The organism is Paracoccus sp. NSM, assembly GCF_052379855.1.
Taxonomy (GTDB): Bacteria; Pseudomonadota; Alphaproteobacteria; order Rhodobacterales; family Rhodobacteraceae; genus Paracoccus.
Genome location: NZ_JBQTCG010000012.1, coordinates 75,992 through 88,295, shown reverse-complemented (window position 1 = coordinate 88,295; position 12,304 = coordinate 75,992). Strand labels below are relative to the sequence as shown.

Below are 12,304 nucleotides of genomic sequence, written 5' to 3'. Positions count from 1 at the left end.
TAGTCGTCCCCCGCTCGGCTGATTGCGTCGGCCCATGCATAGCACCGCGCAATTTCAGTTCACAACCCTGCGAGATCGTGACGTCGGGCAAAAGCCCTGCCTTGGTCTCATGGCACAAGATTGCGCGCCCGCCGAAAGACCGGCCAGAAAGCAAGACGGCCCGGGCATCACCCGGGCCGTCCGCAAGGATTGTTCGATCCCGAGAAAACGGTCAGTTCGCCGGGGCAGGTGCGGTGGTTTCCGCCTCGGTTTCGGCTTCGGGCGCGGTCGGCGCCGGAACGACCGGGGTCGGTTCGACCGGCGCTGTCTCGGTGGGCGCTGTCTCGGTGGGCGCTGTCTCGGTGGGCGCGCTTTCCGCAGGAGCGGTCTCGACCGGCTCAACAGGCGCCGTCTCGGTGGGCGCGGTTTCGGCAGGAGCCGGCTCGACAGGCGCTGCCTCGGCGGGTGCGGTGTCGGCGGGCGCGGGCTCGACCGGTGCCGTTTCCACCGGAGCGGGAGTCACGGGCGCAGGCTCAGCCGGGGCGGGCTCTTCCACGACGACAGGTTCTTCGACGACAGGTTCTTCGGCGACAGGTTCTTCGGCGACAGGTTCTTCGGCAGCGGGTTCCTCGACGACCTCTTCGGTCGTGACGACCGTGGTCGTGTCGCCGTTCGTCACGACGCTGTCATCGGTCATGAAACGTTGGAGCACGAAATAGGCCAGAGCCAGCGCCAGCAGGACGCCGATGATCAGCGGCAGCGCCGAAGAGCGACGCTCGACCGGCTCGACATAGGTTTCGCGCGGCGCGGCGCCGGGCTGCGGGCGGTTCGGATCGTTCGGGTCATGGCTCATGTCGAAGCCTCCTCTGTCTGAATCTCGTTAAACCAATTGCAGGTGGTCACCCTCTGGTTGACAAGGCCAGCGCTGTCAATCGGTTAGTCGCCCGCCTTGCGGCATGCAGTCTAGGTGCGTAACAAGGTCAGGGCCGCGCAGGTTCCCGATGCCTGCGCGAAAATCGCCCCATGCGCAGGAAAGGGACGTTTCGATGACTGCACGCGCTGAAAGCCGCACGGTGACATTGCTGGCCGATTACCGCCCCTATCCGTTCCGCCTGACCGAGACGCGGCTTGACGTGACGCTGTCGCCCGACGCGACGCTGGTGCGCGCCGGGATCGACATGGCCGCCGCACCGGGCGCCGCGGGCGCCGATCTGGTGCTGGACGGGGGCAAGGGGCTTGATCTGCGTCACGTCGCGCTGAATGGCGCGCCGGTCGATCCGACCCATCTGCGCCGCGACGACGAAACCCTGACCATCGCCGGCGCGGCCCTGCCCGTCGGCCCCTTCACGCTGGAAACCGAGGTCCGGATCGATCCCGCCGCCAACACCTCGTGCGAGGGGCTTTATCTGTCGGGCGGGATCTTCTGCACCCAATGCGAGGCCGAGGGCTTCCGCCACATCACCTTTTATCCCGACCGGCCCGACGTGATGACGACCTTCCGCGTCACGATGCGCGGCGATCTGCCGGTGCTCTTGTCGAACGGCAACCCGATCCGGCAGGAACCGGGCCTTGCCGAATGGCACGACCCCTGGCCCAAGCCCAGCTATCTGTTCGCGCTGGTCGCAGGCGATCTGGTGGCGGTGCCGGGGCGCTTCACTACCCGGTCGGGGCGCGAGGTGGCGCTGAATGTCTGGGTGCGGCCGGGCGATCAGGACCGCGCGGGCTTTGCGCTGGAATCGCTGGTCAAGTCGATGGAATGGGACGAACAGGTCTATGGCCGCGAATACGATCTGGACGTGTTCAACATCGTCGCGGTCGATGACTTCAACATGGGGGCCATGGAAAACAAGGGGTTGAACATCTTCAACTCGAAACTTGTCCTGGCCTCGCCCGAGACGGCGACCGATACCGATTACGAACGGATCGAGGCCGTGATCGCGCATGAGTATTTTCACAACTGGACGGGCAACCGCATCACCTGCCGCGACTGGTTCCAGCTGTGCCTGAAAGAGGGGCTGACCGTCTATCGCGACCAGCAATTCACCAGCGACCTGCGTTCGGCCGCTGTGAAACGGATCGAGGATGTCCAGACCCTGCGCGCCCGCCAGTTCCGCGAGGATCAGGGGCCGCTGGCCCATCCCCCGCGCCCCGACCGTTATGAAGAGATCAACAATTTCTACACCGCGACGGTCTATGAAAAAGGCGCCGAGGTGATCGGCATGTTGCGCCTTCTGGTGGGTGACGAAGGCTATGCCCGCGCGCTGGATCTCTATTTCGACCGCCATGATGGGCAGGCCGCCACGATCGAGGATTGGCTGGCCGTGTTCCAGGATGCGACCGGCCGCGATCTGACCCAGTTCAAGCGCTGGTACACCGATGCCGGAACGCCGATCCTGACGATGCAGGAACACTGGCAGGACGGCACCCTGACGCTGGATTTCGCGCAAGAGACGCCGCCGACGCCGGGCCAGCCCGACAAGCCCGCCCGCGTCATTACCGTGGCCCTGGGCCTGATCGGCCCGGACGGCGCCGAGCTGGCGCCGGCCCGCGTTCTGGAAATGACCGAGGCCCGGCAGAGCTTCACCTTCGAGGGGCTGGCCGCGCGCCCCGTCGTCTCGGCCCTGCGCGGCTTTTCGGCGCCGGTGATCCTGCGGCGGCAGATGGATGATGCGACGCGCGCCTTCCTGCTGGCCCATGACAGCGACCCCTTCGCCCGATGGGAGGCCGGTCGCGAACTGGCGATGGCGGCGCTGCTGCGCGCGGCCTCCGGCGCGCCCGCCGAGGACGCCGCGCTGATCGAGGCGATGGGCCGCATGCTGGCCGACGAGGGCGCCGATCCGGCCTTGCGCGCGCTCTGCCTCCACCTGCCGGGCGAGGAGGAGGTCGCAGCGCGTCTGGCCTCGGACGGGATCACGCCCGATCCGGATGCGATCCATGCCGCGCGCGAGGATCTGGCCCGGCGTCTGGCGCAGGCGCATGAGGTGCTGTTGGCGGGGCTTTACGAGCGGATGGCGGTCGATGGCCCCTATCGCCCCGACGCGCCCGACGCGGCGCGCCGGTCGCTGCGGCTGGCGGTGCTGGGGCTGCTGTCGCGGATCGACGGTGGCGCGCGGGCACGGGCGTTGTTCGACGCGGCGGGCAACATGACCGAGCGGATGGGCGCGCTGTCGATCCTCGTGCGGCTTGGTCAGGCCGGGGCCGCATTGCGCGCGATGGAGGCCCAGTTCGCGGCGAACAGGTTGGTGATGGACAAGTGGTTCAGCGTTCAGGTCATGGCCGCTCCCCCCGCCGATGCAGCGCGCATCGCCCGCGATCTGGCCGCCCTGCCCGCCTTCGACTGGCGCAACCCGAACCGCTTTCGGGCACTTCTGGGCGGGCTGGCAGCGAACCATGCAGGGTTTCACGCCGCTGACGGGTCGGGCTATCGCTTCTATGCCGACTGGCTGATGCGGATGGACCCGGCCAATCCGCAGATCGCGGCCCGCATGTCCACGGCTTACGAGACCTGGCCGCGCTATGACGAGGGGCGCCGGGCGCAAGCGCTGGCGGCCCTCAAGGAGATCGCCGCGATGGAAGGCCTGAGCCGGAACAGCCGCGAGATGGTCGCGCGGATGATCGCGGCGGGGCGGCCGCAAGACGAGGGGTGATCGGGTTGCGTCCCGCGAGCGCCGGGGGCTCTGCCCCCGGACCCCCGGGATATTTGCGTGAAGAAGAAGGGGCTGGGGTCAGAGGGCCATGTCGTCGCGGTGGATCAGGGCGGCGCGGCCGGGATAGCCGAGGATCGCCTCGATGCTGGTGCTGCGCTGGCCCTTGATGCGGCGCGCCTCGGCGGCGGTATAGCGCGAGAGGCCGCAGCCAAGCGTTTCGCCCGCCGGGCCGGTGATGGCGACGGGTTCGCCGCGGCCGAATTCGCCGGCGACATCGGTGACACCCGCGGGCAGCAGCGATTTGCCATTGGCAAGCGCCGTGACGGCGCCTGCGTCGATGGTCAGCGTGCCGCGCGGTTTCATCGCCGCGATCCAGCGCTTGCGGGCCTGTTGGGGGTCGGTCTCGGGCAGGAACCAGCTGGTGCGGGCGCCCTGTGCCACCGCGCTGAGGGGGCGCATGACCGAGCCTTCGGCAATCGCCATCGCGCAGCCGCCCGCCACCGCCGTCCGCGCGGCCATCAGCTTGGTCTTCATGCCGCCCTTGGACAGGCCAGAGACCGGATCGCCGCCCATCGCCTCGATCTCGGGGGTGATCGCGGCGATCACCGGCAGGTGGCGTGCGGTCGGGTCGGTCTTGGGATTGGCGGTGTAGAGCCCGTCCACATCCGACAAGAGCAGCAACTGGTCGGCGCCGCAGGTCACCGCGATCTGGGCGGCTAGCCGGTCATTGTCGCCAAAGCGGATCTCGTCCGTGGCGACGGTGTCGTTCTCGTTCACGATCGGCACCACGCCAAGGCCCAGCAACGTCTGCATCGTCGCGCGGCTGTTCAGATAGCGGCGGCGGTCGGCGCTGTCCTCGAGCGTCAGCAGGACCTGCGCGGTGGTGACGCCGTGGGGGGCGAGCGCCTCCTCGTAGGCGCGGGCCAGGCGGATCTGGCCCACGGCGGCGGCGGCCTGCGCCTGTTCCAGCGGCAGCGCGCCGGGCGGCAGGCCCAGGACCCGGCGGCCAAGCGCGATCGAGCCGGATGAGACCAGCACCACATCGACGCCGCGTGCGCGCCATTCGGCCACGTCGTCGCAGAGGCCGCGCAGCCAATCGCCACGCAGGCCATCCGGCCCGACCAGCAGCGCCGATCCGATCTTGACCACCAACCGCCGCGCGGCATCCAGCGCCGGTGCGCCCGTGGCAGCGGCGCTCACGGCTGCCAGGTCCCCTCGGGGCTGTCCTTGGCGGCGGGGGCGCGCGAGGGCTCGATCTCGCGCCACAGCGCGCGCAGCACCTCGGTCACGCCGTTCCGCGACACGCCCGACATCAGCAGCACCGGGTGGCCCAACTCGGCCTCGAGCGCGGCGCGACGCTCGGCGATCTGGTCCTCGTCCAGCGCGTCGATCTTGTTCAGCGCGGTGACGCGGGGCTTTTCCATCAGCACCGGCGAATAGGCCTGAAGCTCGGTCAGGATGGTGCGCGCATCCTCGGCCACCGTCTCGGATGTGCCGTCCACCAGATGCAGCAGCACGCGGCTGCGTTCGACATGGCCCAGGAACTGGTCGCCAAGGCCGCGCCCTTCGCTGGCGCCCTCGATCAGGCCGGGAATGTCGGCCATCACGAATTCATGCCCGTCCACCCCCACGACACCCAGATTGGGATGCAGCGTGGTAAAGGGGTAATCGGCGATCTTGGGGCGCGCGTTCGACACCGCCGCCAGAAAGGTCGATTTCCCGGCATTGGGCAGGCCCACAAGCCCGCTATCGGCAATCAGCTTCAGCCGCAGCCAGATCGTGCGTTCGATCCCCTCCTGGCCGGGATTGGCGTTGCGCGGGCTGCGGTTGGTCGAGGATTTGAAATGCAGGTTGCCCCAGCCGCCATTGCCGCCCTTGGCCAGCAGCACGCGCTGGCCGACCTCGGTCAGGTCGGCGATCACGGTCTCCTCGTCCTCGTCCAGGATCTCGGTGCCGACGGGCAGGCGCAGGACGACATCATCGCCCGACTTGCCGGTCATCTGGCTGCCCATGCCGTGTTGGCCGGACTTGGCGAAGAAATGCTGCTGATAGCGGAAATCGATCAGGGTGTTCAGACCCTCGACCGCCTCGGCCCAGACATCGCCGCCCCGGCCCCCGTCGCCGCCATCGGGGCCGCCATATTCGATGAACTTCTCGCGCCGGAAGGACACGCAGCCCGCGCCACCCCCGCCCGAGCGGATATAGACTTTGGCGAGGTCGAGAAATTTCATCGCAAGGCTCCTTTTGCGGTCAGGCGATACGCCCTTGGGGGGCGGCGCGCAAGGGTGGCGGGCTGGCAATACCGCGTCCGGCCCCTATGTAATGCCGGAAGGAGACGCCGATGTTCCAGTTCGACAACAGCTATGCCCGCCTGCCCCGCAGCTTCTATGCGGCGGTGATGCCCACGCCGGTCAGCCAGCCGCGGCTTCTGGCACTGAATCATGATCTGGCCGCGCGGCTGGGGCTGGATGCGGGGCGCCTTGAGACCCCGGACGGCGTGGCGGTGCTGGCGGGCAATGCCGTGCCGCGGGGCGCCGAGCCGCTGGCGCAGGCCTATGCGGGGCATCAGTTCGGGGGCTTCGTGCCGCAGCTGGGCGACGGGCGCGCGGTGCTGCTGGGAGAGATCACCGCCCCGGATGGGGCGCGCTTCGATATCCAGCTGAAGGGGGCGGGCCAGACGCCCTTTTCGCGGCGCGGCGACGGGCGGGCCTGGCTGGGGCCGGTCCTGCGCGAATATCTGGTCAGCGAATTCATGGCCGCGATGAGCGTGCCGACCACCCGCGCGCTGGCAGCCGTCGCCACCGGCGAGACCGTCTGGCGCGAGACCGCCCTGCCCGGCGCGGTCCTGACCCGCGTGGCCGCCAGCCATATCCGCGTCGGCACGTTCCAGTATTTCGCCGTGCGCGACGACCGGGCCTCGCTGAAGGCGCTGACCGACCACGTCATCGCGCGCCATTATCCGCAGGCCGACGGGCCGCTTGCGCTGCTGGATGCGGTCGTCGCGGCGCAGGCCGAGACAATCGCGGCCTGGATGGCGCTTGGCTTCATCCATGGGGTGATGAACACCGACAACATGGCGATTTCGGGCGAGACCATCGATTACGGCCCCTGCGCCTTCATGGATGCCTACCACCCGCAGACGGTCTTTTCCTCGATCGACCGGCAGGGCCGCTATGCCTGGGCGAACCAGCCGCAGATCGCGGTCTGGAACCTGGCGCAATTCGCCACCTGCCTGATCCCGCTGATGGGCGAGGAAGGCCCTGCGGTCGAGGCCGCGACCGAATCCGTCCACCGTTTCGCGCCCCTCTATCAGGCGGCCTGGCTCAGGCGCTTCGGCGACAAGCTGGGGATCGAGGGCGAACCGAACCGCCCCCTGATCGAGCGTCTCCTGACCCTGATGGCCGAGGGCCGCGCCGACTTCACGCGCGTCTTTGCCGGGCTAGCCTCGGGCGCTGCACGCGCCGAATTCAGCGATCCGCGCGGTTTCGACGAATGGGCGCGCGACTGGCGGGCCCTTTCGCCAGATACAGGCCGCATGGCCGGGGCCAATCCGGTCCGCATCCCGCGCAACCACCGCATTGAGCAGGCCATCGAGGCCGCGTTGGCAGGTGACATGGCCCCCTTCGAGCGGCTGTCGCAGGCGCTGGTCCGGCCCTGTGAGGCGCGGCCCGAATGGGACGACCTGTCCGACGCCCCCCTGCCGGCCGAGATCGTGCACCACACCTTCTGCGGGACCTGAGCGGCTTTTGACTTGTCACCGCCGCAAGGGCGGTGACACTGACCCCGACCAAGCGGGACCGAAACCGACACGATGCTGAAACTGGCCAGCTACAATCTGCACAAGTGCCGGGGTCTCACCGGCCCCCACGCGCCCGAACGCAACCTTGCCGTGATCCGCGCGCTGGACCCCGACATCATCGCCCTGCAAGAGGTCGATTTCCGCTATGGCGCCCGCCCCGAGGCTCTGCCGCGCAAGCTGATCCTCGCGGAAACCGGTCTTGTCCCTGCGCGCCTCAGCGGCACCAGCGATGCCAGCCTCGGCTGGCACGGCCAGACTATCCTGATGCGCCCCCATCTGGCCGAGATCGCCACCCTGCGCCGCCTGCCCTTGCCGGGGCTGGAGCCGCGCGGCGCGGTCGCGCTGCGCCTGCCCGGCCTGACCGTGATCGGGGTCCATCTGGGTCTGGCGCGGTCGTCGCGCCGGGCGCAACTGGCGCGGATCACTGCCCAGGCCTCGCGCATCGCCGAGGATCACATCGTCCTGATGGGCGATTTCAACGAATGGCGCGACGACAGGGGGCTGGAATCGCTGGCGGGATTCCGGCTGATCGCGCCGGGGCCGTCCTATCCCGCGCCCCTGCCCCAACTGCGGCTGGACCGCATGGCCATGTCGCGCAACCTTGATCTGCTGGAATCGGGCGTCTTCAATCAGGCGGGGGCGCGGGATGCCTCGGACCATCTGCCGATCTGGGCGCGCATCAAGCTGCCGTGATGATTGCGACCGCGACGCCACGTCGCTATGAAGGCGCCAACGCATCAACGGAGGCGCTTTCATGACTGCCATCATCGACATCTACGCCCGCGAGATCCTGGACAGCCGCGGCAACCCGACCGTCGAGGTCGACGTGACGCTGGAGGACGGCACGATGGGCCGCGCCGCGGTTCCCTCGGGGGCGTCGACCGGCGCGCATGAGGCGGTCGAGAAGCGCGATGGCGACAAGTCCCGCTATATGGGCAAGGGCGTTCTGGAAGCCGTGGCCGCCGTGAACGGCGAGTTGGCCGAGGCCCTGATCGGCGAGGACGCGACCGAACAGCGCGCCATCGACGCCATGATGATCGAACTGGACGGCACCCCCAACAAGGCCCGTCTTGGCGCCAATGCCATCCTGGGCGTGTCCATGGCGGTGGCCAAGGCGGCTGCGGATGCCACGAACCAGCCGCTCTATCGCTATGTCGGCGGCACCGCCGCGCGCATCCTGCCGGTGCCGATGATGAACATCATCAATGGCGGCGAACATGCCGACAACCCCATCGACATCCAAGAATTCATGATCATGCCGGTCGCGGCGGAGAATATCCGCGAAGCCGTCCGCATGGGCTCGGAAATCTTCCACACGCTGAAGAAAGAGCTTTCGGCGGCAGGCCTTTCGACGGGCATCGGCGACGAGGGCGGCTTTGCGCCGAACCTCAGCAGCACCCGCGACGCGCTGGACTTCATCCTCAAGGCCATCGAGAAGGCCGGCTATCGCCCGGGCGACGACATCATGCTGGCCCTCGACTGCGCGTCCACCGAGTATTTCAAGGGCGGCAAATACGAGATGAAGGGCGAAGGCAAATCGCTGTCGCCCGCCGAGAACGTCGATTACCTGGCAGCCCTCTGCGACGCCTACCCGATCCTGTCGATCGAGGATGGCTGCGCCGAGGATGACTGGGACGGCTGGAAGATGCTGACCGACCGTCTGGGCGACCGCGTGCAGCTGGTCGGCGACGACCTGTTCGTCACGAACCCGACCCGTCTGGCGCAGGGCATCGCCAAGGGCTGCGGCAACAGCCTTCTGGTCAAGGTCAACCAGATCGGCACCCTGTCGGAAACGCTGGACGCCGTCCGCATGGCCGACCGTGCGGGCTTTACCAGCGTCATGTCGCACCGCTCGGGCGAGACCGAGGACGCGACCATCGCCGATCTGGCGGTCGCCACGAATTGCGGTCAGATCAAGACCGGCTCGCTGGCGCGCTCGGACCGGCTGGCGAAATACAACCAGCTGATCCGCATCGAGGAAATGCTGGGCGCCACCGCCGAATATGCGGGCCGCTCGATCCTGCGCTGATCGCCGGATCACCCGATGACATCACGGCGCGGCCTTCGGGTCGCGCCGTTTTTCGTCAGGCCGGCCCCTGCCCCGGATCGGATTGCGCCAGTGCCGCGACCAGCCGCAGCCCCTCGGCCAGACGCTCGCGCGGCAGGCGGCAATTCAGCGCGATCCGCACGGCCTCGACCGGGGCTGCCTGCGGGCGGGGGATGGCGTGGAAATCGCTGGCCGGCCGCAGGATCACCCCGGCCTGCGCCGCCCGCGAGACGAAATCCTCGGCCCGCCATGGCGCGGGCAAGGGCAGCCACAGCATCGGCACGCCCGGCTGGCTGGCAGCGGCCAGAGGCGCCAGACAATCGCGCGCCAGTGCCAGACGGTCGGCGACCTCGATCTGGACGCCGGCGGCGATCGCCTCGGCATCCCCGGATTCCATCAGGCGCGTGACCAGCCCGGTGATCGGCTGCGACAGGCCCATATGGCTGTGCTGGGCAGCAACGCGGCCCGCAGCCCCCATCCCCTCGGGGCAGATCAGCATTCCGAAACGCAGACCGGCGGCGATGATCTTCGACAGGCTGCTGACATGCCAGACCCGTTCGGGCGCCAGCGCGCGCAGGCTGGGGGGCGCATCGGGGCGCGGCGTTGGCGCGTAGCATTCATCCTCGAGGATCTGCAGGTCGTGGCGACGCGCGACCTCGATGATGCTGTGGCGCCGTTCGGGGCCCATCCCCGCCAGCGTCGGGTTCTGCGCCGAGGGCGTCAGCGCCACGAGCCGGGCGCCGGTCTGACGGGCGGCGCGATCCAGCGCCTCGGGCAGCATGCCTTCGGCATCGCTGGCGACGGGAAAGACCTCGGCACGGCTCAGGCGCGCTGCGTGGCGCATTCCGGGATAGGTCAGCGCCTCGGCCATCACGCCCTGCGCCTGGTCGGCCAGCGTCAGCGCCATGACCAGCGTGATCGCGTGCTGCCCGCCATGGGTCAGGACCAGATCGCCCACCGCGACCGGCCCCAGATCGCGGTCCGACAGCCAGTTCAGCACCGCCTGTCGGCAGCGCTGGTCACGGCTGAGCGGCGTGTAATCCAGAATGTCGGCATCCAGATCGGAGCCGGTCTCGGCCATGTGGCGCCCGATGATCGCGGCCTGTCCGCAATCGGGCAGATGGGGGATGCGCAGATCGACCGGCCCGTCGGCGCGCACGGGGCTGTCGATGCTTTCATAGACCAGCGGCTGCAGCATCTTCTGCCGGGGGCGCGGCGCGGCGATGAAGCTGCCCCGCCCGACATGGCTTTCGATCACGCCCTCGGCGGCGGCGACCTGATAGGCACGCGCGACGGTGCCGGTGGTCACGCCCAGCTTCCAGGCCATGTCACGCATCGGCGGAAGCCGCGTGCCGGGCGGCAATGCCCCCGACCGCGCCGCCTCGCGCAGCGCATTGGCGAGGGCGCGGAATTTGGGTTCGGACCGGTCCGAAAGCTCGGGCTGCCAATCCTTGATCCTTGCATCCATCGCGACTCGGCCTTTCGGGCATTCTGCATCCGCGAAAGGGTCTAGCGCCCGCGCGGCGCGGCGACAATTGCACCCTTTGGCGGACGCGATGCCGCAGGCGGCGAAAGCGCCGAAAAAACGCGGATGCAGGGCATCCTTGACACTCGACAGGGCGCGCATCGCAGCTAAACTGCGCGGGGTGACGGGCAGGGAAACTGCCCCAGAGGAGGAAAAAACATGACCGAAAAGAAAGCACTGGACCGCCGGTCCTTCCTGACGCGTGCATCGGTGGGCGGCGCGGCCGCCGCGGCGACCGGCCTTCTGGCCGCGCCCGCCATCGCGCAGGAAGCGCCTCAGGTGACCTGGCGGCTGGCCTCGTCCTTCCCCAAGTCGCTGGACACGATCTATGGCGGCGCCGAGGAAATGGCGCAGCGCCTGTCCGAGGCAACAGATGGCCGCTTCAACATCCAGGTCTTCGCCGCCGGCGAGATCGTTCCGGGTCTGGACGCGATCAATGCGACCACCGACGGCACGGTCGAGTGCTGCCATTCGGTCGGCTACTACAACTGGGGCAAGGACCCTGCCTTTGCCTGCGGCGCCGACCTGCCCTTTACCTTCTCGGCGCGGTCGAAGGCGGCCTATAATTATCAGGGCGGCGGGATCGACACCTACAACAACTTCCTGCAGAAATACGATCTGGTCAGCTTCCCGGGCGGCAATACCGGGGCGCAGATGGGCGGCTGGTATCGCCGCGAGGTGAACACGCTGGCCGACATGCAGGGCCTCAAGCTGCGCATCGCGGGTCTGGCCGGTCGCGTGGTCGAAAAGCTCGGCGTGGTTCCGCAGCAGATCGCGGGCGGCGACATCTATCCCTCGCTGGAACGCGGCACGATCGACGCCGCCGAATGGGTCGGCCCCTATGACGACGAGAAGCTGGGCTTCCACAAGGTCGCGCCCTACTACTATTATCCCGGCTTCTGGGAGGGCGGCCCGACGGTCAGCTTCTTCATCAACAAGGGCCAGTGGGATTCGCTGCCCGACAATTACAAGTCGCTGTTCCGCACCTGCGCGCAGGCCGTGGACCAGAACATGCTGGCCAAGTACGACAAGCTGAACCCGACCGCGCTGAAGTCGCTGGTCGCCCAGGGCGCGCAGCTGCGGTCCTTCAGCGAGGAAATCCTGGTCGCCGCCTTCCAGGCCGCGAACGAGATCTATGCCGAGATCTCGGCCCAGAACGAGGATTTCAAGACCCAGTACGAGGCGCAGCTGGCCTTCCGCGACGACTGGTACCTGTATCAGCAGACGACCGAATACACGTTCGACACGTTCATGATGCTGCAACAGCGCGCGGGCGGTCTGGCCGTTCCGGGCTGATCGCATCCGGT

9 protein-coding genes are annotated in these 12,304 nt (G+C 68.4%); 5 read left to right on the top strand and 4 right to left on the bottom strand.

Features of this window, described 5'->3' with window-relative positions; translation table 11 throughout:
• Positions 1–211: 211 nt before the first annotated feature.
• A complete protein-coding gene (locus ACTZWU_RS14540) occupies positions 212–832 on the bottom strand; it encodes a hypothetical protein (protein WP_444738079.1) in 621 nt (206 codons plus the stop codon).
• 193 nt (positions 833–1,025) lie between these two features.
• Here ACTZWU_RS14540 and pepN point away from each other — a divergent pair, with 193 nt between their 5' ends.
• Entirely contained in the window at positions 1,026–3,626 is a 2,601-nt protein-coding gene (pepN, locus tag ACTZWU_RS14535; protein ID WP_444738078.1) for an aminopeptidase N, read from the top strand.
• Positions 3,627–3,704: 78 nt separating this feature from the next.
• On the opposite strand, the gene proB is transcribed toward pepN, so the two are convergent.
• On the bottom strand, positions 3,705–4,826 hold the full coding sequence (gene proB / locus ACTZWU_RS14530) for a glutamate 5-kinase (RefSeq protein WP_444738077.1): 1,122 nt from the start codon (positions 4,824–4,826) through the stop codon (positions 3,705–3,707).
• Entirely contained in the window at positions 4,823–5,857 is a 1,035-nt protein-coding gene (gene obgE, locus ACTZWU_RS14525; protein ID WP_444738076.1) for a GTPase ObgE, read from the bottom strand. Before obgE ends, proB begins: the two co-directional genes overlap by 4 nt.
• 110 nt (positions 5,858–5,967) lie before the next feature.
• Here obgE and ACTZWU_RS14520 point away from each other — a divergent pair, with 110 nt between their 5' ends.
• From ACTZWU_RS14520 to eno, 3 genes are all read left to right on the top strand, one after another.
• Complete coding sequence (locus tag ACTZWU_RS14520) at positions 5,968–7,365, top strand: protein adenylyltransferase SelO (RefSeq protein ID WP_444738075.1); 1,398 nt, start codon at positions 5,968–5,970, stop codon at positions 7,363–7,365.
• A 72-nt stretch (positions 7,366–7,437) separates the two neighbouring features.
• On the top strand, positions 7,438–8,118 hold the full coding sequence (locus ACTZWU_RS14515; protein WP_444738074.1) for an endonuclease/exonuclease/phosphatase family protein: 681 nt from the start codon (positions 7,438–7,440) through the stop codon (positions 8,116–8,118).
• 61 nt (positions 8,119–8,179) lie between these two features.
• On the top strand, positions 8,180–9,454 hold the full coding sequence (eno, locus tag ACTZWU_RS14510) for a phosphopyruvate hydratase (RefSeq protein ID WP_444738073.1): 1,275 nt from the start codon (positions 8,180–8,182) through the stop codon (positions 9,452–9,454).
• Positions 9,455–9,509: 55 nt separating this feature from the next.
• On the opposite strand, the gene ACTZWU_RS14505 is transcribed toward eno, so the two are convergent.
• Complete coding sequence (locus tag ACTZWU_RS14505) at positions 9,510–10,940, bottom strand: aminotransferase-like domain-containing protein (protein WP_444738072.1); 1,431 nt, start codon at positions 10,938–10,940, stop codon at positions 9,510–9,512.
• Positions 10,941–11,174: 234 nt separating this feature from the next.
• Here ACTZWU_RS14505 and ACTZWU_RS14500 point away from each other — a divergent pair, with 234 nt between their 5' ends.
• The gene (locus ACTZWU_RS14500; protein WP_444738081.1) at positions 11,175–12,293 is read left to right on the top strand and encodes a TRAP transporter substrate-binding protein; all 1,119 of its coding nucleotides are present in this window, start codon (positions 11,175–11,177) and stop codon (positions 12,291–12,293) included.
• Positions 12,294–12,304 lie beyond the last annotated feature (11 nt).